Consider the following 25,430-nt stretch of genomic DNA (forward strand, 5'->3'; position numbering starts at 1 on the left):
CTCTTATTTCTCGTGTTGGTGGTTAATATGATTTTTTGCCGGTACGGGATCATCCCCACCAGCATGTAAAGGGTGGCATTTTAATATGCGTTTAACAGCTAACCAACTGCCTTTTACACTTCCATGCAAATTAATTGCTTGAATAGCGTAACTAGAGCAGGTTGGATTAAAACGACAATGCGGGCCTAATAGTGGGCTTATCCATTTTTGATAGCCACGTATTAGCATGACTAAACAGCGCTTTGGAATAGCAACAAGTGGTTTAAGTAACCTCATGATGTGTCTGCCCCTGCGTTAATTTAGTCAATGGATACCATGAATTTAAATTCCCATCGTAGAATTTTAAATGCATGATTAAAAGGTGAGCTAAAGATACCTTAATTAAGCCTGTAATTCTATTGCTATCAGGCTTGTTTATTAGATTTAGCTGATTTATTCGGGCGTTTTTTAAATGGTGGTGGTTTAGGTGCACCAGGCTTGCAGCGTTCGTTAATTTTTCGCCACAATTTATTTAGTTGCTTTGTTAGCTCTTCGTTTGACTGTTCATCAATACCACTTTTAACCATAAGCACAATATCAATGTTATCGAGTTTGTGCTGATTTAAACGGAAACTTTCGCGAGCAAGTCGTTTAATTCGATTACGTTGACAGGCTTTTTTAACGCGTTTTTTTGCGACCGTAAGACCTAATCGAGGATTAGTTTGGTCATTGCGTTTAGCTAATAGGGTAAAAAAAGGAGTCGCAGCGCGTGCTGGTTCATTAAAGATTCGAGAGTAATGCGAGGGAGTTAACAGACGTAACTCCCTGCTGAAGCTAAAGTCTTCCACTTATATATTAAGCAGAAAGAACTTTACGGCCTTTAGCACGACGACGAGCTAATACTTTACGGCCATTTGCTGTTGCCATACGAGCACGGAAACCGTGTGTACGTTTGCGTTTTAAAACGCTAGGTTGAAAAGTTCTTTTCATAACAATTCCATCCGATCGGTTAAGGTTAAAACATCCTATGCAGGTCGCGATCCTGGCACAGGTGCCATTGCGAGCGCGAGATATTATAGATGAAGACAACAAAAGTCAATCATTAAAACGCTGCAGAGGCCGTAATTATAAAGGATCCTTTTAACTGATCATATAGGATCATCATAAATAAGAAGTTTTCCACAGCCTTTGTATAAAAAGTGAATAAAAGCTTGGGAAAAGCCAATTCGATCGTAGAATTTGATCGCGATCTGGCTGCAAATTTGTTATGATCACTGTTCGAGCTTAAAAAATAATTTTCTTAAAAATCAGTGCTTTATTCTTTTATGTTGCTGAGATCATATTTTTCATAAAAATCAATCTTGTACTTGTGGATAAAGTACCTTCATAATAGTCGGTCTGGGCCAAGAAAGTTGGTCAAAGATTAGCAATAAATGTTTGATTTTCCATCATTAAAGATGAACGGGAATAAAAATTAAATCTCTGGGAGTTTAACTGTGTATCTGTCGGTTTGGCAAAGTTGTTTATATGTATTGCAAGATGAATTGCCTTCACAGCAATTCAGTATGTGGGTAAGACCACTTCAAGCAGAAAGTACCGAAGATACGTTGACTATATATGCACCTAACCGTTTTGTTTTGGATTGGGTGAGAGAAAAGTATTTAAACCGTATTAATGAACTACTCGTTGAAATTTGTGGTGATGAAGCACCTGAGTTACGTTTTGATGTTGGTAGTAAACCTATTTTAAATGCCCAAGTGGCATCTGCACCGGCTGCAGCAGAAACAAGCGCATCTGTTCCACAACAAACTGCTGAAAAGCAACAGCCAAAACCTGAAAAAGCAGCGGTCGAACCTGCACCAAAATCAGGCTATAAATCAAACATTAAAGAAAATTATACCTTTGATAGCTTTGTTGAAGGTAAATCAAACCAATTAGCAAAAGCTGCAGCGACTCAAGTTGCAGATAACCCAGGTTCAGCATTTAACCCTGTATTTATATACGGTGGTACTGGCTTAGGTAAAACTCACTTATTACACGCTGTTGGTAACGGTATTATGGCTAATAAGCCAGACGCGAAAATTGTTTATATGCACTCAGAGAGATTTGTGCAAGACATGGTTAAAGCGCTACAAAATAATGCCATAGAAGAATTTAAACGTTATTACCGAAGTGTTGATGCATTGATGATCGATGACATTCAATTTTTCGCTAATAAAGAACGCTCACAAGAAGAGTTCTTTCATACCTTCAATGCTTTACTTGAAGGAAATCAACAAATTATTTTAACTTCAGACCGCTATCCTAAAGAGATAGAAGGGGTTGAAGATCGCCTTAAATCACGTTTTGGTTGGGGCTTAACAATTGCTATTGAGCCACCAGAACTTGAAACGCGCGTTGCTATTTTGATGAAAAAAGCGCAGCAAAGTAAAATCAATTTACCTCACGAAGTTGCCTTTTTTATCGCTAAAAAGTTGCGTTCAAATGTGCGTGAATTAGAAGGGGCGTTAAACCGCGTTATTGCTAATGCAAACTTTACTGGTCGTCCGATTTCAATCGACTTTGTAAAAGAAGCGCTACGTGACTTACTTGCGCTGCAAGATAAACTGGTAACGATAGATAATATTCAACGCACTGTTGCTGAGTATTACCGCATTCGTGTATCAGATTTACTCTCTAAACGCCGTAGCCGTTCAGTAGCAAGACCACGTCAAGTGGCCATGGCATTATCAAAAGAACTTACAAATCACAGTTTACCTGAGATTGGTGACGCCTTTGGTGGTCGTGATCACACAACTGTATTACACGCTTGTCGTAAAGTTAAATCACTACGTGACGAAAGCCACGAAGTGAAAGAAGATTATCAAAACTTAATAAGAACCTTGTCATCTTAAGGCCGACTTTATTATGCAAATAACAATATCAAGAGAGCAATTTTTAAAACCTTTAGTTCAAGTGTCTGGTGCGATTGAGCGTAAGCACACCTTACCGATTTTATCGAACGTACTGTTAGTTGTTGAAAACGGGCAACTTTCGATGACGGGTACCGATCTTGAAATTGAGTTAGTGGCGAGTGTGTTTGTCGGTGAAGATACCACAGATACGCAACTCACTTTACCAGCTAAAAAGTTACTCGATATTTGTAAAAGTTTACCTGATGGCTCAGACCTAACGTTAAGTAGCCAAGATCATCAGTTACTATTAACAAGCGGTAAAAGCCGTTTTTCTTTAACTACGCTGGCCGCTGAAGATTTTCCGAATCTTGAGCAGTGGGATGGTGAAGTTGAATTTCAACTAACGCGTTTAGAATTGCGTAAACTTTTAGAAAGCACGCACTTTTCTATGGCGAATCAAGACGTACGTTATTACTTAAACGGTATGTCATTTGAAGTTGATAACGCAGATATTAAAACAGTGGCTACAGATGGCCACCGTTTGGCGATTGCACAAAAGCAATTACCACAGTCTTTAAATACACAGCGTCAGTTAATTATTCCACGTAAAGGTGTGCAAGAAATTATGCGCCTAATGGTGGCTGATGATGAGCTAGTTACCATTCAATTTGGTGCTAACCATATTCGTATTATTGATACTGAGTTTACATTTACTAGTAAACTAGTTGATGGTCGTTTTCCGGATTATCGTCGAGTATTGCCGCGTGGTGGTGACAAAGTAATTACAGCTAATCGTGAATGGTTGCGCAGTGCTTTCCAGCGTGTGTCTATTTTATCGAATGAAAAATTCCGTGGTGTACGTTTAAACTTGTCTGAAGGTTTATTAAAAATTACAGCAAACAACCCTGAGCAAGAGCAAGCTGAAGAGGTGGTTGAAGTAATGTACCAAGGCGGCGAACTTGAAATTGGCTTTAACGTTTCTTATGTGCTTGATGTACTTAATACATTAAAAACAGAAGATGTAACCTTTACGCTTGCAGACTCTAATAGCAGTGCGCTAATTGAAGGTGCAGGTGACGAAGAAGCTATGTACGTTGTAATGCCGATGCGCCTATAAGCTTATATGAGTTTAAGTCATTTAAGCCTCAATAATTTTCGGAATATTGAGGCGCTGACACTTGAGCCGGTTAATGGCATAAACATTATCTATGGCGAAAATGGCAGCGGAAAAACCAGTCTCCTTGAGGCGATATATTTCCTTTCTCACGGTAAATCATTTCGTACCGCCAAACATAAAAATATCATTCAGCATCAACAAGACAAGTTTGTGATTCATGGTCGTAAAGCGCTGCATGATTTGTCTATTCCGATTGGTATAAGCAAAAACCAAGCGGGTGAAACGTCTTTAAAGATTCAGGGAAAAACGAGCCGTAAAATCTCTGAATTAGCTCAGCTAGTGCCGGTGCAAGTGATTACTCCAGAAAGCTATTCATTGTTTTTTGGCGGCCCAAAAGAGCGTAGAAAATTTCTCGATTTAGGATTGTTCCACGTGGAACATGACTTTTTTTATCTGTGGCAGTCTTTTAATAAAGTACTGAAACAACGTAATGCTTTATTAAAAAGTAAACCTAGAGATTATTTCGAGCAGATCAAGTTTTGGGATAAAGAATTTGTTAGACTAGCTGAACAAATAAATAATCTAAGAATCGCGTATATAAGTAGGTTTAAGCAGCAGTTTTTTGATAAAATGTGTGCAGAATTAACGCTTGTAAGCGATTTAGAAATTAACTTTCATGCGGGCTGGAAAGAGAGTGAAACGCTCTCAGAGGCGCTTGAGCAAAGCTTTGAACGTGATGCCAAACAAGGTTTCACAAGTAAAGGTCCGCATAAAGCTGATTTTAGTTTTAGTGTTTCTGGTAACAGTGTAGAAAATACCTTTTCTCGCGGTCAATTGAAGCTCTTGCTTTATGCGTTAAAAGTAACGCAAAATAGCTTAATTGAGTCAGAAACAGATAAGCAATCTATATTGCTAATAGATGACTTACCTTCAGAACTGGGTGAAGATACAAAAGAAAAAGTGGGTCAGCTTTTGACTCATTGCGATTCGCAACTTTTTATCTCATCAATTTTATCTGAAAGTATTTCTGCTGTGGTGGAACCCATGCAACGAGAACTAAAAATGTTCCACGTGAAACATGGCAACCTAATAACAAGATAAGTGGGATTAACCATGTCTGAGAATTACGATTCGTCGAGTATTAAAGTACTTAAAGGATTAGACGCAGTAAGAAAGCGTCCAGGAATGTATATAGGGGACACCGATGACGGTACAGGCCTTCACCATATGGTGTTTGAGGTTGTTGATAACTCTATCGATGAAGCCTTAGCTGGTCATTGTGATGATATTTTTGTAACGATTCACTTAGACGGTTCAGTCTCTGTAAGAGATAACGGTCGTGGTATTCCTACATCTATTCACGAAGAAGAAGGTGTTTCTGCGGCTGAAGTTATCATGACGGTACTTCATGCTGGTGGTAAGTTCGATGATAACTCATATAAAGTATCTGGTGGCTTACACGGTGTAGGTGTTTCGGTAGTAAATGCACTATCTGAAAAGCTGCAACTGACCATTCGTCGTGAAGGCAAAATTCACCAACAAACATATACTATGGGTGTACCAGATGCGCCATTAGCTATAATTGGTGACGCAACAGACACAGGTACTGAATTACGTTTCTGGCCAAGTGGTGAAACATTCAGTGACCTTAACTTCCACTACGATATCTTAGCAAAACGTTTGCGTGAGCTTTCGTTCTTAAACTCTGGTGTAAGTATCATTCTTACTGATGAGCGTGAAGAATCTAAGAATGACCACTTCAAATATGACGGTGGTATCCAAGCATTCGTAGAATATCTAAACCGTAACAAAACACCTGTACATAAAAGTGTTTTCCACTTTACCCATGAGCGTGAAGAAGACGGTATTAGTGTAGAAGTTTCAATGCAATGGAACGATGGCTTCCAAGAAAGCATTTACTGTTTCACAAACAACATTCCACAACGTGATGGTGGTACGCACTTAGCTGGCTTTAGAGCTGCATTAACGCGTACGCTAAATAACTACATGGAAAAAGAAGGCTTTAACAAAAAAGCGAAAACAACAAGCAATGCGACGGGTGATGATGCTCGTGAAGGCTTAACTGCGGTTGTAAGTGTTAAAGTTCCTGATCCTAAGTTCTCATCACAAACTAAAGACAAACTAGTATCAAGTGAAGTTAAGTCTGCTGTAGAACAAGCAATGGCAGAAAAATTAACAGAGTTCTTATTAGAAAACCCAGTTGATGCTAAAACGGTAGTTGGCAAAATTATCGATGCAGCACGTGCTCGTGAAGCTGCGCGTAAAGCACGTGAGATGACACGCCGTAAAGGTGCAATGGATTTAGCTGGTTTACCAGGTAAATTGGCAGACTGCCAAGAAAAAGATCCAGCACTTTCTGAACTATACATAGTGGAGGGTGACTCTGCAGGTGGTTCAGCTAAGCAGGGTCGTAACCGTAAAAACCAAGCAATTTTGCCACTTAAAGGTAAGATTCTTAACGTTGAAAAAGCACGCTTTGATAAGATGCTTTCTTCTCAAGAAGTAGCAACTCTAATCACTGCATTAGGCTGTGGTATTGGTCGTGATGAATATGACCCAGAAAAGCTACGTTATCATCGTATCATTATCATGACCGATGCGGACGTGGATGGTTCTCACATTCGTACCTTACTACTGACTTTCTTCTACCGTCAAATGCCAGAGATTGTAGAAAAAGGCTTTATCTATATTGCGCAACCACCACTTTATAAAGTGAAAAAAGGTAAGCAAGAACGCTACATTAAAGATGATCCAGCGCTTGTTGATTACTTAACATCATTAGCATTAAACAATGCTGCACTTTATACAAGCGAAGGTGCATCTGCACTTGAAGGTGAAGAACTAGAAAGAATCGTTCACGATTATCAAAATACAGTTAAAGTGATTGAACGCTTAAAACGTAAATATCCAAATTCAATTATGGAACGTTTAATTTATCAAAGCGAAATTACCGAAGCTGATTTAGCAGATGAAGCAAAAGTTAAAGAGTGGACTAACACTCTAGTTGACGACTTAATTGCACGTGATGAAGATGCAACTATCTTCCATGCGGGCACTGAGCACGATACTGAGCGCAACATGTATTATCCTGTTGTGAATATTCGTCAGCATGGTGTGGATAAAGCACATGTACTAAACCATGACTTCATTACATCGCGTGACTACAAACGCATAGCAGCGACAGGCGTAAACATTGCTAACTTACTTGAAGAAGGGGCATATGTTCAACGCGGTGAGAAAACTCTTGCTGTTGATAACTTTGTGGATGCATTAGAGTGGTTAATTAATGAATCGAAGCGTGGCCTTTATATTCAACGTTATAAAGGACTCGGTGAGATGAACCCTGATCAGCTTTGGGAAACCACTATGGACCCAGATGCTCGTCGTATGTTGAAAGTAACAATTGAAGATGCCGTAGCTGCAGACCAATTGTTCGCGACTCTAATGGGTGACCAAGTTGAGCCGCGTCGTGATTTCATCGAAACGAATGCGCTACGTGTAGTTAACCTAGACGTATAACGCGAAATTAAGAATTAAAAAGGAGCCAACTGGCTCCTTTTTTATTGCTGAAAAAGCACAAACTGCTTAAAACCTTACTGCACACAAGGTATACTGAGAGCAATTTTCAGACTAAACGCACCAGATACTATAAGCCAAATATGCAAAAATATGACGTTAAAACCTTTCAAGGTTTGATCCTGGCTTTACAGGACTATTGGGCACAGCAAGGCTGTGTAATTGCTCAACCACTCGATATGGAAGTGGGAGCAGGGACATTTCATCCGTTAACTTTCTTAAAGTCGATTGGCCCAGAGCCAATGTCGAGCGCGTATGTTCAACCATGCCGCCGTCCAACTGATGGTCGTTATGGTGAAAACCCGAACCGTTTACAGCATTACTACCAATTCCAAGTAGTATTAAAACCATCACCAGAAAACATCCAGGAGCTTTATTTAGGTTCTTTAGCTGCTGTTGGTATCGATACACTAACTGATGAAGTTCGCTTCGTAGAAGACAACTGGGAGTCGCCTACATTAGGTGCTTGGGGTCTGGGTTGGGAAATCTGGTTAAACGGCATGGAAGTAACTCAGTTCACTTACTTCCAGCAAGTAGGTGGCTTAGAGTGCTCACCAGTAACCGGTGAAATCACTTATGGTCTTGAGCGTTTAGCAATGTATATTCAGGGCGTAGATAGTATCTATGACCTAGTATGGGCAGACGGTCCTATGGGTCGTGTGACATATGGTGATGTATTCCATCAAAATGAAGTAGAGCAGTCAGCTTATAACTTCGAACAAGCGGATGTTGAGTTCTTATTTGCACAGTTCGATCACTGTGAAAAAGAAAGCGAAAAGCTAATTGAAGCAGGCCTACCATTACCAGCTTATGAGCAAGTAATGAAAGCATCACATGCGTTTAACTTATTAGACGCTCGTCACGCTATCTCAGTAACAGAACGTCAACGTTATATCTTACGTGTTCGTGCTTTATCTAAAGCATGTGCGCAAAGTTACTATGATGCCCGTGAAGCTCTTGGTTTCCCGCTTTGTAAGGATTAAGAATTAGCATGTCAGCAGAAAATTTATTAGTAGAAATTGGCACAGAAGAGTTGCCACCGAAAGCACTTCGTAAACTTGCTGAGTCGTTTGCTGAGAACTTAGCAACTGAGCTTGCAAGCTTAGAATTAAATCACCAAGGCGTTAACTGGTACGCATCACCACGTCGTTTAGGTTTACGTGTTAGTGCACTTGAAGCAAAACAAAGTGACAAGGTTGTAGAAAAGCGTGGTCCTGCAGTTGCAGCAGCTTTTGATGCCGATGGTAATCCAACTAAAGCAGCAATGGGTTGGGCTCGTGGTTGTGGTATCGATGTAAGCGATGCACAAACACTTGAGACAGATAAAGGCGCTTGGTTATTACATAAAGCACAGGTTGAAGGTCAAGCAACTACATCGCTTATGAGTGATGCAGTAAACAAAGCTCTTGCTAAATTACCTATCCCTAAACCAATGCGTTGGGGGGCAAATAAAACACAATTTATTCGCCCAGTACACACTGCAACTATTTTGTTTGGTAGCACGCTGATTGAAGGCGAAATCCTTGGTAAGCAAGTTGGCAACCAATTACAAGGTCACCGTTTCCATCATCCAGAAAAAGTCACAATCAACCACGCTGACGATGTGTTTGATGTGCTGAAATCTGCTTACGTTGTCGCTGACTTCGAAGCACGTAAAGCACAAATTCGCGAACAAATTGAAGCAGCAGCTAGCGCTGTAAATGCAAAAGTAGCGATGGATGAAGACTTACTTGAAGAAGTAACATCCTTGGTTGAATGGCCAGTAACGCTGACAGCAACATTCGAAGAAGCATTCTTAGATGTTCCTTCAGAAGCGCTTATCTATACCATGAAGGACGACCAAAAGTACTTCCCGTTATTAGACCAAGATGGCAACTTACTTAACAAGTTCCTATTTGTTTCAAATATCGAAAGTAAAGATCCAAGCGTGGTAATTGCTGGTAACGAAAAAGTTGTTCGTCCTCGTTTAGCGGATGCACAGTTCTTCTACGAAACAGATAAGAAGAAAACGCTAGAGAGTCGCTTAGAGTCTCTAGATACTGTTTTATTCCAAAAGCAACTTGGTACGTTGAAAGACAAATCTGAGCGTATTAGTGAACTTGCAGGTTACATTGCTGAGCAATTAGGTGCTGATGCAGAGCTGGCTAAGCGAGCAGGTTTATTAAGTAAAACAGACTTAATGACCGAAATGGTCATGGAGTTTACCGACGTACAAGGTGTAATGGGTATGCATTACGCTCGTCACGACGGTGAAGCAGAAGAAGTTGCACTCGCGCAAAACGAACAATATATGCCTCGCTTCGCGGGTGATAACTTACCAACAAATGTGATCAGCTGTGCGGTCGCAATTGCTGATAAGTTTGATACGCTGGTGGGTATTTTTGGTATTGGTCAAGCGCCAAAAGGCGACAAAGACCCATTTGCACTTCGCCGTGCAGCAATTGGTGCATTACGCATCATGGTTGAAAAATCATTACCACTAGATATCTTAGACCTTGTTGCTAAATCACAAACGCTATTCGGTGAAAAGCTAACTAACCTAAACGTATCAACAGATGTGTTTGAGTTTATGTTAGGTCGTTTCCGCGCATGGTATCAAGATGAAGGTATCGAAGTTGATGTCATTCAAGCAGTGCTAGCACGTCGCCCAACTAAACCAGTTGATTTCGACCGCCGTGTTAAAGCAGTAAGTCACTTCCGTACATTAGACGCAGCAGAAGCGCTTGCAGCAGCAAATAAACGTGTAAGCAATATATTGGCTAAAAATGACATCACAACACAAGGTGATGTAAATGAGAGCTTATTAAGCGATGACGCAGAAAAAGTATTAGCGTCACACGTTGCTAAGTTTGCAACTGAGCTTGCACCTTTATATGCAAATGGCGATTACCAAGAAGCATTGTCACAACTTGCGGGTATCCGTGAGAGTGTTGATAACTTCTTCGATAACGTCATGGTAATGGCTGATGACGAAGCGGTTAAACAAAATCGTTTAGCATTGTTAAGCCAACTAAGCCGTCTGTTTTTAGATATTGCTGATATTTCTGTACTTCAGAAGTAAGCAGTAGCCAATTAATAAAAGCCAGCTCAGTGCTGGCTTTTTTGTAGCATAAGGAACAGTAATGAAACGTGTAATTACTTTAGCATTAGCAGGCTTATTAACAGCCTGTTCTAGCCAAATGCAAATGCCAAGCATTGACGATATTCTGCCAAGTAAAGAGCTTGACCGTACTATGTATTTACGTGGTGATTTCACCTTGTGGGATGCCGAGCCGCAGTATCAATTAGAGCAAGTTGCTCCAGGCATATTTCAAACCGACGTTAAATTTTCTACACCTGGTAAGGTTTATGAATTCAAAGTAGCGGATGCAGATTTTAGCGAAGGCTATAACTGTGGTTACAGTGATATGGACCCAGCAGGGCAATCATTGGTTTTAGGCCAAGCTGCTAATGCTGACTGTAATACCATCTACAATTATTTCAGCTTTAAACCCGCTGCAAAAGGTGTGTATGTAGTGAGCTTTGATTACCGCAATAGTAATCAACCAAAAGTGATAGTAACTCGAAAGTAGAAGGTTCCATAGGCTAAGCTCTTGGTTCGGGTGTTTAACAATGCAGAAGAGAATAATGAATGGAAAATTATATTGAGTATTGTTTAATGGAAAATGATAGCCCTAAATTTCAGCAGAGTTATTTAACGGACCAAGACGCTGATGAGTGTTTAAAAAGATATAAGACATTATCAAGAAAGTTAGAGATAGAAAATTTATTCGATGTTTTTGTTGAAGAGTTTATAACTTTTAAATCGCTACTTTCGGAAGTTCAGTTTTCTCAAGAGTTCTCACAGTTTTCTGAAGTATATGCATATATTGAAAATCAAAGAATACGGACTAAGTTAAATGTATCGTATTTAAGTATTTTGAATATTGGAAAATTAGTTTTAGATCGCTTTTATTATGAGAATAGTAAATTTTCGATTTTAAATGAAATAGATGAATCATTAGTTGATAGCTTTCTTCTTGAGAGAGAAAAAGTTTTTAATGAGAATCAAAGTTACTTGTTAAGTTGCAATCTGAGAAATTTGTGTCAGCACAAACTGTTACCTATAAATAGATTAACATTTCAATTTCCTTCCTTAGGAGTCAATGGGAAAGATGTAACTAGCGGCTTTCATATTCCATTAGTAATATCTTCTTTAAAAAGAAGTGATAAAAAATTGTTACTTAAAAAGCTTGATCCAGACTTCAAGCAAGAGCTACTAGAAAAAGACAAGATTGATCTAAATCGAGTAATTGATGGGTACTTTGAAGGTATATTTGATCAAATGACAAAGCTACGTAGTTTGGCAACGACATCAATAAGGGATGCTGAAGACTACTTTGCAAGGTTGAATGAAAAATATTTTGATAAAAAGCTACTATTTTCACCAGCCTCTATTTTTATCAATAAAGAAAGGAGGTTTTCTTTAGACTTTGAGTGGTTTAGAGTAGCGCACTATCTAGAAGAAAAAAATAATATACATTACTTTAAGCGGAAAAATTTAATTAGGACACAATATATTGGCAACTAGCAACTAGCAACTAGCAACTAGCAACTAGCAACTAGCAACTAGCAAATCGTTACAACCCTTTCTTCACCAAGTATCGATACGGTGCTTGTTCTACATCTTTAGCCACAAGTGTGTGATCCATAAAAGTACAAAAGCTTGGTATATCACGGGTGGTTGATGGGTCGTCGGCGATGATAAGTAAGGTTTCGCCATCTTTCATTTTTCGTACTGCGCCACGCACCATCATGACAGGTTCTGGACAACGTAGGCCAAGTGCATCTAATTGGTGATCGGGATTATCAAAACTCATGGCTGACCTTTTAGGTGAAAGAGACGATTAATAGGCGGCCATTTTAACTTTCTATTGCCGCCAGTTTCAATAACCGAAAGCAAAGCAAATAAAAAAGGCGCACTGAGTAATTCAGTACGCCTTTTTATCACCAAGATGTTTGGTGTGAGCTCGTTATTCTACGCGCTCAAATACAGTTGCAATACCTTGGCCTAAACCAATACACATAGTTGCTAGACCGTATTTAGCATTCTTGTCTTCCATTAGGTGAACAAGCGTTGTGCTAATACGTGAACCAGAACAACCAAGTGGGTGACCAAGTGCAATTGCACCACCATTTAGGTTAACTTTCTCATCTACCACATCCATCAGACCTAGGTCTTTTAACACTGGTAGAGATTGCGCTGCGAACGCTTCGTTAAGCTCTGCAACATCGATATCGTCAATAGTAATACCTGCTTGTTGAAGTGCTTTTTGCGAAGCAGGAACTGGGCCGTAACCCATGATTGATGGATCGCAACCTGCAACAGCCATTGATTTAATACGCGCACGAATTGGTAAACCAAGTTCTTTTGCTTTCTCTTCGCTCATTACAAGCATTGCTGACGCGCCGTCAGACAGTGCAGAAGAAGTACCTGCCGTTACGCTACCTGATGCTGGATTGAATACAGGGCGTAGTTGCGATAAGCCTTCAACAGTTGTCTCTGGGCGGATTACTTCATCGTCTTCAACTAAGATTAAAGAACCATCTGCATCGTGACCTTCCATTGGCAGGATTTCGCGACGGAAACGACCTTCAACAGTTGCTGCGTGTGCACGTTGGTGTGAACGGTAAGCAAATTCGTCTTGTTGCTCGCGGCTAATGCCGTGCAGCGTAGCAAGGTATTCTGCAGTTAAACCCATTACGCCAGCAGCTTGTGCTACAGACGTTGATAAACCTGGGTGAAAATCATTACCGTGAGTCATAGGTACGTGACCCATGTGTTCAACACCACCAATGATGTAGGTATCACCAGCGCCAGTCATAATAGCGCGTGCTGCATCGTGTAATGCTTGCATTGATGAACCACATAAACGGTTAACTGTGACAGCTGGTACTGAGTGAGGGATACCGGCTAGTAGTGCTGCGTTACGAGCAATGTTAAAACCTTGCTCTAAAGTTTGTTGTACACAGCCCCAGTAAATATCATCAATTGATGCTGGATCAACGGCTGGGTTGCGGTCTAACAAACCTTTCATTAAGTGAGCACTTAAATCTTCCGCACGCTTGTTTTTGAATACGCCGTTCTTTGAACGACCCATTGGTGTGCGGATACAATCTACGATTACTGGATTATTCATGTTTCTTATCCTTCCACCTTATAGAATACACGGCCTTCTTCGGCCCACTTGCGAGTTTCATCTGATACTTGGTAAATCGCACCTAAGTGAGCGTATTTGTCTGCTGTCGCAACAAAGTTAGCTAAACCAGTTTGATCTAAGTAACGGAATGCACCGCCTCTAAATGGAGGGAAACCAATGCCGTAAATTAGCGCCATGTCAGCTTCTTGTGGAGACGCTACGATACCTTCTTGTAAACAAAGTAGTACTTCGTTGATCATCGGGATCATACAACGGTCAATGATTTCTTGTTTGTCGAAATCTTTAGGTGCATCAGTGATAGCACTTAGTAACTCTGTTGCAGTTGCATCTTTTGCTTTTTTCAGGCGACCACGACGGTCTGGCGCGTATTGGTAGAAACCTGCACCATTTTTCTGACCAAAGCGTTTTTCGTTTGCAAATACAGTAACTGGGTCTTTATCTTGGCGAGCCATACGCTCAGGGAAACCGTCAGCCATTACACCAGTACAGTGGTAAGCTGTATCGATACCTACAACATCAAGAAGATATGCAGGACCCATAGGCCAACCAAATACATTTTCCATCACTTTATCAACTTTAGTGAAGTCAGCACCTTCAACAACAAGTTTGCTGAAACCTGCAAAGTAAGGGAATAGTACGCGGTTTACAAAGAAACCTGGACAGTCGTTTACAACGATTGGTGATTTACCAAGTTTTAATGCGTAATCAACAACCGCATTAATAGTAGCTTCTGATGTTTTTTCACCACGAATGATTTCTACTAATGGCATTTTTGGCACTGGGTTAAAGAAGTGCATACCACAGAAGTTTTCTGGTTTTTCAAGTGCCGATGCTAACTCGTCAATACGAATTGTTGAGGTATTTGAAGTTAGGATAGTGCCCGCTGGTAAGTCTTTTTCAAGGCCCGCAAGAACGGCTTGCTTCACTTTAGGGTTTTCAACCACGGCTTCAACAACAATGTCTGCGCTTTGTAAGTCTGCATCGTTTAGCGTTGGCTTGATCTTACCTAAGGTAGCAACCATCTTATCCATCGCCATATGGCCACGTTGTACTTTTTTACCAAGTAGCTTAGATGCTTCGCCCATACCTAAATCAAGTGCATCTTGGTTGATGTCTTTCATGATAATAGGTGTGCCTTTATAAGCAGACTGGTATGCTATACCGCCGCCCATAATACCTGCGCCTAATACAGCTGCTTGTTTGATCTCAAGTTCACTGTGTTTAGCTTGCTTCTTCGCTTTACCTTTAATGTATTGGTCAGCTAAGAAAATACCTGTTTGCGCAGCAGCTTCGCTTGTTGCTGCTAATTTAGCAAAGTTAGCATTTTCAATCGCCATTGCTTCAGCGCGTTCACAGTTTGCTGCAGCTTTGATTGTTTTTACAGCCATAACAGGTGCTGGGTAGTGACCTTTTGTCTGACCCATTACCATGCCTTCAGCCATCGCAAAGCTCATACCTTGCTCAACACGGTTCATTTTCAGTGGCTGTAATTTTACTTGTCGTTTTGCTTGCCAATCTAGCTTGCCAGCAATTGCTTGCTCAAGTGTTGCAATACTTGACTCTAAAAGTTTGTCAGCACTAACTACTGCGTCAAAAGCACCTACTTTTAAGGCATCAGCTGCGCGGTTTTCTTTACCTGTAGTGATCCATGTCATCGCATTATCAGCGCCAATAAGGCGTGGAAGGCGAACTGTACCACCAAAACCAGGCATGATGCCTAGTTTAACTTCAGGTAGGCCAATTTTAGCGTTAGAGCTAGCAACGCGGTAATCGGTAGCAAGTGCCCACTCACATCCACCGCCAAGCGCCATGCCGTTTACAGCACTTAGCGTTGGGAAAGGTAAATCTTCAATTGCATCAAAAACGTCAGTTGCATTTTTGATCCATGCAACAAGTTCTTCTTGAGGTTTAGTGAAGGTAGGTAAAAATTCGAAAATGTCGGCACCGATAATGAAGTGATCTTTATCGCTGGTGAACACCATGCCTTTGATATCTGAGTTTGTTGCCAATTCTTTTAATGCTAAAGCGCAATCTTGCAAGGTTTGCTGCGAAAGTTTATTTACTGAGCCGTCTGCACAGAACTTAAACTCGGCGATGTTGTCCTTGATGAAAGCAACTTCAAATGAATCGCTTTTATATAACATTATTATTCTCCCTAGTTTATTAACTAAGACTGGTACGATGAGTTTGCATTTCAATCAGTGTGCTTGCTTTAAAATGAAAATGCAACGAAAAATTTACTGCGCTTTATCGCGATTGGTTAAAATATAGCTGGTTTGGTGCTAAGGTGTAGGAGAAGTTTTTTGTTATTAATTCTTTAATTTTTGTTAAAGGTCATCATGAAAAAACAACTCCTTGGTTGGACAGCTGCCGCATTACTTTTTCCTTTTTTTGCAGCTGAAGCCAACGATAAACATGACGCTTTTTTAAAAGCAGAAAAAAAGGCGCGTTACGGTGATTATCAAGACATGAAAGAGGCGGCAAGTGGGCTTGACCACCCGTTGAAACCTTATGTCGAAAAGGCTTATTGGCAACGCAACCCAAGCCTTAAACACCAGACAGAAATCGAGAACTATCTTAATGTTTACCAAAACACGCCACTAGAGTGGCCTGTACGTAAGGCATGGCTTAATTACTTAAAAAAGTACAATAAAAAAGCGGCTTATATTCGTAACTATCGCGAAACAAGCAATAACGAATTCACCTGTCCTTATTTAAGTTTTCAACTGGACTTAGGGGCGCCTGAAAATGCCATTATGAATCAAGTTACAGATTTATGGGTGGTAGGAAAATCACAGCCAAAAGAATGTGATAAGTTGTTCTCTCTTTGGAAGAAAAAAGGTTACCAGACCGACGAGCGGGTTTGGCAGCGCATTAGCTTAGCTGCCGAAGGCGGCTCATCAAGTTTAATCCCGTACTTAAAAACATTATTGCCTCGTGCTGATCAATATCTAGCTGATTTATATTTAACCGTTCGAAGAGATCCAAGTGCTTCAGCGGGTCTTTATCGTTACAAGAAAAAGTCGGCTAAAGAAGGGCAGATTGCGATTTATGGTGTGAAGCGTTTAGTATGGCGAGATAAAGACCTTGCATTACGTGCATGGGAAAAACTCGAAACCATGTTTAATTACACTGATGAGCAAAAAGCGGATGTTTATTACAGCTTTGCCTTGTCGCTTGCCTCAAGTGGTCATCAACAAGCACGCTTTTGGTTAAATAAAGTACCTAAAGAACGCCAAACTCGTAAGTTAATGCAATGGCAGCTCGGTAATATGCTAGAGAGGCAAGATTGGTCTGGCATTGTGGCGTTTTTTACAGGCAAAGAAAACCTGAGCCTAGGTCAACAATATTGGTTGGCATATAGCTTAAATCAACGTGGTGAAGTCGAGCGTGCTCGTGAAATCTGGCAAACAGTAGCTAAAGAGCGTGATTATTACGGCTTTTTAGCATCTGCACGCTTAGGTATTCCGGTTAGCTTAAATAATAAAGAGATTAATATTAGTAATAAGCTAAAGCTTGAAGTGGCGAATGCCCCTGGCTTTAAGCGAGCTCGTGCTTTATATGAGCTTGAGCGCTTTACATCTGCGCGTCGAGAGTGGAATTATTTAACGGGTACATCAACCAAAGAAGAAAAGCTCGCAGCTTCTTTACTTGCAGCTGAACTTGATTGGTACGACAGTACTATCTATACCTTGGCGCAAATAAAAGAGTGGGATTATGTCGACTTACGTTTCCCATTTGCGTTTAAGAATGTGTTTGCCACTTATAGTAGTCGCAGCCATATTGATGTTGCTTGGAGCATTGCAATTTCACGCCGTGAAAGCTCTTTTGCACCGGATGCACGTTCTCATGCCAATGCCCATGGTTTGATGCAGTTGTTACCAAGCACTGCTAAGTATATGAATAAAAGCTCTGTATCACGAAAACAGTTATACCAGCCTCGTACTAATATTCGTCTTGGTAGTAAGTATTTGCAGTATTTGAAAAAGAAAAATCATGGCAACGAAATCTTGGCAACGGCTTCTTATAATGCGGGTTATCATCGTATTAAACGCTGGATCCCAGAGCAAGCTATGCCAGCTGAGCTGTGGATTGAGTTAATTCCTTATACAGAAACACGAAACTACGTTAAGAACGTGTTTGCTTACAGACAGGTTTATCACACTCGATTAGGACGCGATGGCAATGTTCTAGCGCCAATCCTTGATATGTCGATGGGTGGTTAAACTCGATTTGTCGCACTATCCTCCCTCAGTTGGGGGATGGTGCTGGCTATGATAGACTTCTAACAAGTTAAATTTACTAAAGATGGGTTTACTATGGATAAATTAGCGGTGCTATACGCCGAACATATTGCAACCTTGCAACAACGCACTCGTACAATTACAGAGCGTGAAGGTTTAGAAGGGTTAGTAATTCACTCAGGTCAGGCTAAACGTCAGTTTTTAGATGACATGTATTATCCGTTTAAGGTGAATCCGCAATTTAAAGCTTGGTTACCAGTGATCGACAACCCACATTGTTGGATTGTGGTTGATGGTGCATCTAAGCCAAAACTGATTTTTTATCGTCCTGTGGACTTTTGGCATAAAGTACCTGATGAACCACGTGATTTTTGGGCTGAGTATTTTGATATTGAATTATTAGTACAGCCAGATCAGGTAGAAAAGCTACTTCCTTATGATAAAGCTAAATATGCTTATATCGGTGAATACCTAGAAGTAGCGCAAGCGCTGGGCTTTAGTATTATGAACCCAGAGCCAGTGATGAACTACTTGCACTTTCATCGTGCTTATAAAACACAGTACGAGCTTGAGTGTTTACGCCAAGCTAACCGTATCGCAGTCGATGGCCACAAAGCAGCACGTGATACGTTTTTTGCTGGTGGTTCAGAGTTTGATATCCAACAAGCTTACCTCATGGCTACCCGCCAGAGTGAAAACGAGATGCCTTACGGCAATATCGTTGCACTAAATGAGAACTGTGCAATTTTGCATTACACGCATTTTGAACCTAAAGCGCCGCAAACGCATCACTCTTTCCTTATTGACGCAGGTGCAAACTTTAATGGTTATGCTGCTGATATCACACGTACTTATGACTTTAAAAAGTCAGGTGAGTTTAGCGACTTAATTAAAGTAATGACTGAGCATCAAATCGCTTTAGGTAAAGCATTAAAGCCTGGCTTGTTATACGGTGAATTGCATTTAGATTGTCACCAGCGTGTAGCGCAAGTACTAAGCGACTTTAATATTGTGAAGTTACCAGCCGCTGAAATTGTTGAGCGTGGTATTACGTCGACGTTCTTCCCGCATGGTCTTGGTCATCATCTTGGTTTACAAGTTCACGATATGGGTGGCTTTATGGCTGATGATACAGGTGCGCACCAAGCACCACCTGAAGGTCATCCGTTCTTACGTTGCACTCGCTTAATCGAAAAGAACCAAGTATTTACTATTGAACCTGGTTTATACTTTATCGACTCGTTATTAGGTGACCTTGCGCAAACTGACAACAAACAGTTTATTAACTGGGAAAAAGTTGAAGAGCTTAAGCCATTTGGCGGTATCCGTATTGAAGATAATATTATCGTTCATGAAGATAGCCTAGAAAACATGACTCGTGATCTACACTTAGATTAACGATAAAGGTTAGTGAATGTCGGGGCCAATAGGCCCCATTTTTTTAGATAAGCAATTATGTCTGAATACCAATATCCGGCTGAGCCGGTTTTTTACCAAGAAGAAATCAAAAAAAGCACCTTTATTGTGCATATTGCCCACACCCCAGATCTTGCGTCAGCAAAAGCCTTTATCAAAGAAATTCAAGATAAATACAGCGATGCTCGTCATAATTGCTGGGCACATGTTGCGGGTAACCCCGGTGGTAGTCATGTGTATGGCTTTTCTGATGATGGTGAGCCCAATGGCACAGCAGGTAAGCCAATGCTTAATGTATTAACAGGCTCTGGTATTGGTGAAATTACAGCGGTGGTAACCCGTTATTTCGGGGGCATCAAGCTTGGTACAGGTGGGCTAGTTCGCGCTTACGGCGGTAGTTTAAATAATGCCATGCGAGAGCTTAAAACCATTACCAAGGTACCGAGTGTTGAACTGGTTGGCCAAAGTGATTACAGCGTACAAGGTGCAATTGAGCAGTTATTAAAAAATCAGTATCAGGTGCTTAATATCGAAAAACAATTTGCAGAGAACATCATATGGCAAATTGAAATCGATAGCCGTCAGGCAGAGCAAGCGATTGATGATATCCATGAATTGACTCATGGCGAAGTTAGCCTAAAAGTCAGAAAAGTTTGAAATGTAAAAATAATACATTCCGTTTACTTACAATTAAGGCTGTAAGACAATAAACTGTATTAGCTAAACATTTAATAAGAAAGCGATACGCCTAGATGCAATTTCGTACCATAATAAAAATTCTCGGCCAGCTGGTGGCGCTATTTAGTATCACTATGGTGCCTCCGGCACTGGTGTCTTTGATTTACAAAGACGGTGGTGGTGTGCCATTCGTTCTCGCTTTTATCTTTAGTGTTGTAATTGGTTTAGCAGCTTATTATCCAAACCGTCATGAACATGGTGATCTTAAAGCCCGTGAAGGCTTCTTGATTGTAGTCTTGTTCTGGCTGGTACTAGGCACCTTCGCTGCGGTGCCTTTAGTGTTCTTACAAGAGCCTAACCTTTCCTTAGCTGACTCGGTATTTGAGGCCTTTTCAGGGTTGACAACGACAGGGGCTACCGTACTTACGGGCATAGAATACTTGCCTAAATCAGTGCTCTTTTATCGCCAGCAACTGCAATGGCTAGGTGGTATGGGGATCATCGTACTCGCGGTCGCGGTACTGCCTATGCTAGGGGTCGGTGGCATGCAGCTATACCGTGCAGAAACGCCCGGTCCGGTTAAAGACTCAAAAATGACGCCGCGTATTGCCGATACTGCAAAGCATCTTTGGTATATTTATGTATCGCTGACGATTGCTTGTACGCTTGCGTACTGGGCTGCAGGTATGGATTGGTTTGATGCAATCTGTCATGCGTTCTCTACGATTGCGATTGGTGGCTTCTCTACCTACGATGCATCAATGGGGCAGTTTGACAGCCCATTAATTAACTTTATTTGTGTCGTGTTTTTGCTGATCGCAGCTATTAACTTCTCGCTGCACTATGCGGCGGTAGCTTCGCGCAACATTCGTGTTTATTTACGTGACCCTGAATTCAAAGTGTTCTTATTGATTCAATTAGCATTGGTCATTGTCTGCTTTACTGTGCTGTCATCAAATAATATTTATGCCGATGGTGATGAGACTCTCGACCAAGCTATGTTCCAAGCGGTATCAATGAGTACTACCGCGGGCTTTGCGACAGACAACTTCTCAGCATGGCCACTGTTCTTACCTATTTTACTTATTTTCTCAAGTTTTATTGGCGGCTGTGCCGGCTCTACCGGTGGTGGTATGAAGGTCGTGCGGGTGTTCTTACTTTACTTACAAGGTATTCGTGAGCTCAATCGTCTTGTGCATCCAAGGGCTATTTATTCAATTAAATTAGGCCGAAAAGCACTCCCAGATAAAGTTGTAGAAGCCGTTTGGGGCTTCTTCTCTGCGTATGCTTTGGTGTTTGTCATTATCATGTTGGCGCTGATGGGCACCGGCATGGATAACATCAGTGCATTCTCAGCAACAGCTGCTTGCTTAAATAACTTAGGCCCAGGTTTAGGTGAAGTCGCTGCTCATTACGGAGCGATTTCTGATACGGCAAAATGGCTACTTACTATTGCGATGGTATTTGGTCGTTTAGAAATATTCACCTTATTAGTGTTGTTTACGCCAACCTTCTGGCGAGGCTAACCATAGTAAGGTGATTATCTAGAAGTGGAGGCATTACTGTGCCAAAAACTCAAAAACAACGTAATCTTGAGAAGCTAACCTGTATCCCTGCAGGCAGCTTGGTGGATGTTGAAATTACTACACCAACCGACAGTAAACGCGTAAAAACAGAATTTATTGGACTGATGAATGATCAGTACATAATTCTTAACTATCCATCAGTAAAGCGTTTAGCGAATAGCAGTGATTTCATCAAAGATGGTGTGATGGTTGTTATACGCGCGGTACTTGAAGCGGGTGGTGGACAAGTAATTGCTTTTCGTCAGCAAATAAGCGCCTTGGCATCGCACCCTCATCGTTTAATTTTTCTCGAGTTTCCTCAGCAAGTGCAGCTTTATAGCTTACGTAGTGAAGCACGTATTCCTACGTTATTCCCTGCAAACTTAGTCATTGCAGAGCAAAAACTGGCAGGGCTTATTAAAGATATTTCACTCACAGGCGTGCAGTTTGATCTTAATAGCAAGGAGGACTTAAGCGCTTTTAAAGGGCAAAGCTGCCAAATCACACTTAGTAAACGTGAGTTTAATGGCACAGTATGTAGCGTGCGCAAAAGAGCAGGCGGTTTTATGTTCGGTGTACAGCTTGATACGAGTGAAGATGAAATGAAAGCGTTTATGAAAGAGCACTTAATTGACCTTTCTGTGTTGGATAACTAATACCAATTCGCCATTTTGCAACAAAATGGCTATTTCCTCCGGTTTAACCCTATAAATATTAAAATTAACTTATAAATAAATTTAAATAACCAATTAAATCAATGTTTTATTAATTAAATTAATTTCGATTTTTTTCTTCAAGTTTTGTTGTTCAGATAGAGTTTATTTTCAAATTTCTAATTTTTCTGTTTTCTAATCCGAGTTAATCGCTATTGTCTCCATTTTAATCTTTGTAAGTTATTGATTTTAAAAGAAGCGTAAAACCAACCACCGAGCTTGTTGCAAAACAGCAACAAATAAATCGCGTTATTTACCCCTAATTCTCGCTATTTTAATTTAATGCACTGATTTTATTGTTCTTTTTAACTTTGGCATCGAAGTTGAAATAGTCTTAGCGAACACAGAGAAAAACTGATTCAGGAACATATCCTTTATCACAGTTGAGACAACATTGAAGGAATAGTGATTATGAAAACGTTACACAAAACTTTAGCACTTGTAGCTCTTGCAACTTCATCAGCAGCGTTTGCCGCTGACTTTGACACACTGGATGTTAATGGCGATGGCGCTATCAGCAAAAGCGAAGCATCAGTAAGCGAAACGTTAATGAGCCAATTTAAAGAGCTTGATACAGACGGCAACGGTGAGCTGTCTAAACAAGAGTACTCAAAAGCTTAATTTCATTGTAAGGACACACTGAAAAGGACTTCTAACTCAAGACAACACATTTTGAAGGAATGACATTATGAACACAGTAAATAAAACACTAGCACTTATGGCACTTGTATCTTCATCTGCAGCGTTTGCGATGAGTGATTTCGATACTCTAGATGTTGATGGCAATGGTGTTATCAGCCAAAGCGAAGCATCGGTAGATGCAGAGCTAATGAGCAAATTCAGTGAATTAGACACTGACGGTAACGGTGAGTTATCGAAACAAGAATTTTCAAAAGCTTAATGTGATTAAGCAAATCAGTTTATTTAGCTGATTAGTTCTGAGCTGCCAAAGACAGCCTAAATGGATAAGGGAATCCATGACAAAGGACAACACTGGAAGTGTGATCAGCTAACACTCTTAAAATTGAAGGAATATGATTATGAAAACAGTAAACAAAACATTAGCTTTAATCGCACTTGTATCTTCTTCAGCAGCTTTTGCAGCAACTGATTTTGACACCTTAGACGTAGACGGTAACGGCGTGGTTAGCAAAAGTGAAGCAGCCGTTGACGCAAAAATTATGTCGCAGTTTAAAACATTAGACGTGAATGGCGACGGCGTTCTTACAGAAGCTGAGTTCTCTGAAGCCGAATAACTGAATTAATAAGTAGTTATACCAATTTCCACTAAACAGGGATCTCAGAAACGGATTTCACTCTTTTCAAATTTTAAGGTAGTTATTATGAAACAGTTAAGCACAACAGTCGCAATTTTAGCACTAGCAACATCATCAGCAGCCTTTGCACAAGGCGTAAGCTTTTCAACATTCGATACCGACGGTGATGGTGTGATCAGCAAAGAAGAAGCGTCTGCAAATATGCAGCTTGAAAAGTTATTTCCAGAGCTAGATAGCGATGGTAATGGCGAACTTTCAAAAGAAGAGTTCGCTCAAATTCAATAGAATCTTTTAGAAAAGTTAGGTACTTTCACTTCAAGAGTCGTAAAGCAGCTGTCATGGCTGCTTTTTTCGTTTATATGCGTTCGTTTACAAGAAGATAGCACTTACTTGGAATAGTTTTTCAACAACCGTAATGTGCTTTTTATCAATCAAGAACATGATTACATGGTCACCCGACTGAATAACTGTATCGTCATGGGCAATCAGTACATCATCGTTACGCACAATTGCACCAATGGTTGTTCCAGCTGGTAGTTTGATATCAGCAATTGCGCGGCCAACAACTTTAGAAGTATGCTCATCACCATGAGCGACAGCCTCAATGGCTTCTGCTGCGCCTTTACGTAACGAATAAACATTAACAATGTCACCACGGCGAACGTGTGTTAACAGCGCCGAGATAGTGGCTTGCTGAGGCGAAATAGCAATATCAATTTCACCGCCTTGTACTAAGTCAACATAAGCGCCACGCTGAATAAGCACCATGGTTTTTTGTGCGCCCATACGCTTTGCCAGCATCGCAGACATAATGTTTGCTTCATCGTCGTTAGTTACTGCGATGAAGACATCCACTTGTTCAATATGTTCTTCAGATAGCAGCTCTTGATCAGAAGCATCGCCACAGAACACTACGGTGTTATCAAGCATTTCTGAGAGCTGTGCTGCGCGCTCTTTATTGCGCTCAAGCAGCTTCACGCTGTGGTTTTTCTCAAGTGAACGCGCAAGGCCCGCACCGATATTACCACCACCGGCTATCATGATCTTTTTGTATGAACGTTCGAGCTTTTGAAGCTCATTCATGACTGCTCGAATATGCTTTGTTGCAGCGATAAAGAACACTTCATCGTCCGCTTCGATAACCGTTGTGCCAAGCGGTTTAATCGCTTTACCTTGACGATAAATAGCCGCTACCCGGGTTTCGACATTCGGGATGTGTTCTTTCAAGGCTGAAAGAGCATAACCCACCAGCAAACCACCGTAATAGGCTTTTACCGCAACCAGCGATAACATGCCATCGGCAAATTGTAATACCTGCAAAGCACCCGGATAGTCGATTAAGCGACGAATATACTTAGTTACCAGCGCTTCTGGAGCAATGTAGTGGTCAACAGGTAAGTCGTCGTTATGAAATAGCTTTTCACGGTACTTTAAGTATTGCTCTGAGCGAATACGGGCAATTTTGGTTGGCGTGTTAAAAATACTATAAGCAACTTGGCAAGCAACCATGTTCACTTCATCAGAACTGGTTACGGCAATAATCATATCGGCGTCTTCTGCGCCTGCGCGACGCAATACATCGGGATGCGCACTGTGACCAGTAACACCTTGTAAGTCGTACTTATCTTGTAGCTCTCGCAAACGGTTACCGTCGATATCGACAACGGTGATCTCATTTTGCTCACCTACGAGGTTTTCTGCCAGTGTGCCACCAACTTGTCCGGCACCGAGTATGATTATTTTCATAGCG

Annotated in this window: 24 protein-coding genes; 17 read left to right on the plus strand and 7 right to left on the minus strand. The window is 40.9% G+C overall.

All coding sequences use genetic code 11. The features are described from left to right. Window positions 1-3: 3 nt before the first annotated feature. The 3 genes from yidD to rpmH form a co-directional block, all read right to left on the minus strand. A complete protein-coding gene (gene yidD / locus ABMY41_RS11285; protein WP_054563758.1) occupies window positions 4-276 on the minus strand; it encodes a membrane protein insertion efficiency factor YidD in 273 nt (90 codons plus the stop codon). Window positions 277-404: 128 nt separating this feature from the next. Then, the gene (gene rnpA / locus ABMY41_RS11290) at window positions 405-827 is read right to left on the minus strand and encodes a ribonuclease P protein component (protein ID WP_058583673.1); all 423 of its coding nucleotides are present in this window, start codon (window positions 825-827) and stop codon (window positions 405-407) included. A gap of 7 nt (window positions 828-834) precedes the next feature. Next, entirely contained in the window at window positions 835-969 is a 135-nt protein-coding gene (gene rpmH, locus ABMY41_RS11295) for a 50S ribosomal protein L34 (RefSeq protein ID WP_008488847.1), read from the minus strand. 506 nt (window positions 970-1,475) lie between these two features. On the opposite strand from rpmH, the gene dnaA reads away from it, so the two are divergent. The 8 genes from dnaA (at window position 1,476) to ABMY41_RS11335 (ending at window position 12,157) form a co-directional block, all read left to right on the plus strand. After that, on the plus strand, window positions 1,476-2,873 hold the full coding sequence (gene dnaA / locus ABMY41_RS11300) for a chromosomal replication initiator protein DnaA (RefSeq protein WP_058583674.1): 1,398 nt from the start codon (window positions 1,476-1,478) through the stop codon (window positions 2,871-2,873). Window positions 2,874-2,886: 13 nt separating this feature from the next. Continuing rightward, window positions 2,887-3,990 carry a DNA polymerase III subunit beta gene (gene dnaN, locus ABMY41_RS11305; RefSeq protein WP_054563760.1) on the plus strand — a complete coding sequence of 368 codons (1,104 nt, stop codon included), beginning with the start codon at window positions 2,887-2,889 and terminating at the stop codon, window positions 3,988-3,990. A 6-nt stretch (window positions 3,991-3,996) separates the two neighbouring features. Beyond that, complete coding sequence (gene recF, locus ABMY41_RS11310; protein ID WP_054563761.1) at window positions 3,997-5,091, plus strand: DNA replication/repair protein RecF; 1,095 nt, start codon at window positions 3,997-3,999, stop codon at window positions 5,089-5,091. Between the two features lie 12 nt (window positions 5,092-5,103). Then, on the plus strand, window positions 5,104-7,530 hold the full coding sequence (gyrB, locus tag ABMY41_RS11315) for a DNA topoisomerase (ATP-hydrolyzing) subunit B (RefSeq protein ID WP_175080859.1): 2,427 nt from the start codon (window positions 5,104-5,106) through the stop codon (window positions 7,528-7,530). A 140-nt stretch (window positions 7,531-7,670) separates the two neighbouring features. Next, a complete protein-coding gene (gene glyQ, locus ABMY41_RS11320; protein WP_054554789.1) occupies window positions 7,671-8,570 on the plus strand; it encodes a glycine--tRNA ligase subunit alpha in 900 nt (299 codons plus the stop codon). A gap of 8 nt (window positions 8,571-8,578) precedes the next feature. Continuing rightward, on the plus strand, window positions 8,579-10,648 hold the full coding sequence (glyS, locus tag ABMY41_RS11325; protein WP_062564602.1) for a glycine--tRNA ligase subunit beta: 2,070 nt from the start codon (window positions 8,579-8,581) through the stop codon (window positions 10,646-10,648). Between the two features lie 61 nt (window positions 10,649-10,709). After that, window positions 10,710-11,159, plus strand: coding sequence for a hypothetical protein (locus tag ABMY41_RS11330; protein ID WP_349274680.1), 450 nt, complete (start codon window positions 10,710-10,712; stop codon window positions 11,157-11,159). Between the two features lie 59 nt (window positions 11,160-11,218). Continuing rightward, a complete protein-coding gene (locus ABMY41_RS11335) occupies window positions 11,219-12,157 on the plus strand; it encodes a hypothetical protein (protein ID WP_349274681.1) in 939 nt (312 codons plus the stop codon). A gap of 49 nt (window positions 12,158-12,206) precedes the next feature. On the opposite strand, the gene tusA is transcribed toward ABMY41_RS11335, so the two are convergent. The 3 genes from tusA to fadB all read right to left on the minus strand — a co-directional run bounded on the left by tusA (window position 12,207) and on the right by fadB (window position 15,931). Then, window positions 12,207-12,446, minus strand: a complete 240-nt coding sequence (gene tusA / locus ABMY41_RS11340) for a sulfurtransferase TusA (RefSeq protein WP_054554785.1) — start codon at window positions 12,444-12,446, stop codon at window positions 12,207-12,209. Window positions 12,447-12,599: 153 nt separating this feature from the next. Further along, window positions 12,600-13,766 (minus strand): acetyl-CoA C-acyltransferase FadA, encoded by a 1,167-nt coding sequence (gene fadA, locus ABMY41_RS11345; protein WP_054554784.1) that lies wholly within the window; start codon window positions 13,764-13,766, stop codon window positions 12,600-12,602. A 5-nt stretch (window positions 13,767-13,771) separates the two neighbouring features. After that, complete coding sequence (fadB, locus tag ABMY41_RS11350; RefSeq protein ID WP_054554783.1) at window positions 13,772-15,931, minus strand: fatty acid oxidation complex subunit alpha FadB; 2,160 nt, start codon at window positions 15,929-15,931, stop codon at window positions 13,772-13,774. 195 nt (window positions 15,932-16,126) lie between these two features. Between fadB and ABMY41_RS11355 the strand changes: the two genes are divergently transcribed. The 9 genes from ABMY41_RS11355 to ABMY41_RS11395 all read left to right on the plus strand — a co-directional run bounded on the left by ABMY41_RS11355 (window position 16,127) and on the right by ABMY41_RS11395 (window position 23,965). Continuing rightward, window positions 16,127-18,013: a transglycosylase SLT domain-containing protein gene (locus ABMY41_RS11355; RefSeq protein ID WP_289098288.1), complete on the plus strand. Its 1,887-nt coding sequence runs from the start codon at window positions 16,127-16,129 to the stop codon at window positions 18,011-18,013. A gap of 93 nt (window positions 18,014-18,106) precedes the next feature. Then, a complete protein-coding gene (gene pepQ, locus ABMY41_RS11360; protein ID WP_175083296.1) occupies window positions 18,107-19,429 on the plus strand; it encodes a Xaa-Pro dipeptidase in 1,323 nt (440 codons plus the stop codon). Between the two features lie 57 nt (window positions 19,430-19,486). Next, on the plus strand, window positions 19,487-20,104 hold the full coding sequence (locus ABMY41_RS11365; protein ID WP_349274682.1) for a YigZ family protein: 618 nt from the start codon (window positions 19,487-19,489) through the stop codon (window positions 20,102-20,104). A gap of 95 nt (window positions 20,105-20,199) precedes the next feature. Then, window positions 20,200-21,651 carry a TrkH family potassium uptake protein gene (locus ABMY41_RS11370; RefSeq protein ID WP_054563770.1) on the plus strand — a complete coding sequence of 484 codons (1,452 nt, stop codon included), beginning with the start codon at window positions 20,200-20,202 and terminating at the stop codon, window positions 21,649-21,651. Window positions 21,652-21,689: 38 nt separating this feature from the next. Next, a complete protein-coding gene (locus tag ABMY41_RS11375; protein WP_349274683.1) occupies window positions 21,690-22,346 on the plus strand; it encodes a flagellar brake protein in 657 nt (218 codons plus the stop codon). Between the two features lie 468 nt (window positions 22,347-22,814). Next, on the plus strand, window positions 22,815-23,024 hold the full coding sequence (locus tag ABMY41_RS11380) for a calmodulin (protein ID WP_054563772.1): 210 nt from the start codon (window positions 22,815-22,817) through the stop codon (window positions 23,022-23,024). A gap of 67 nt (window positions 23,025-23,091) precedes the next feature. Continuing rightward, complete coding sequence (locus ABMY41_RS11385; RefSeq protein WP_054554776.1) at window positions 23,092-23,304, plus strand: calmodulin; 213 nt, start codon at window positions 23,092-23,094, stop codon at window positions 23,302-23,304. Window positions 23,305-23,443: 139 nt separating this feature from the next. Next, entirely contained in the window at window positions 23,444-23,659 is a 216-nt protein-coding gene (locus tag ABMY41_RS11390) for a calmodulin (RefSeq protein ID WP_349274684.1), read from the plus strand. A gap of 87 nt (window positions 23,660-23,746) precedes the next feature. Beyond that, window positions 23,747-23,965 (plus strand): EF-hand domain-containing protein, encoded by a 219-nt coding sequence (locus tag ABMY41_RS11395; RefSeq protein ID WP_349274685.1) that lies wholly within the window; start codon window positions 23,747-23,749, stop codon window positions 23,963-23,965. Between the two features lie 84 nt (window positions 23,966-24,049). On the opposite strand, the gene trkA is transcribed toward ABMY41_RS11395, so the two are convergent. Further along, complete coding sequence (gene trkA, locus ABMY41_RS11400; protein ID WP_054563775.1) at window positions 24,050-25,426, minus strand: Trk system potassium transporter TrkA; 1,377 nt, start codon at window positions 25,424-25,426, stop codon at window positions 24,050-24,052. Window positions 25,427-25,430: the final 4 nt, after the last annotated feature.

This window comes from Pseudoalteromonas sp. BZA4, assembly GCF_040104395.1.
In the GTDB taxonomy this organism is placed as follows: domain Bacteria; phylum Pseudomonadota; class Gammaproteobacteria; order Enterobacterales; family Alteromonadaceae; genus Pseudoalteromonas.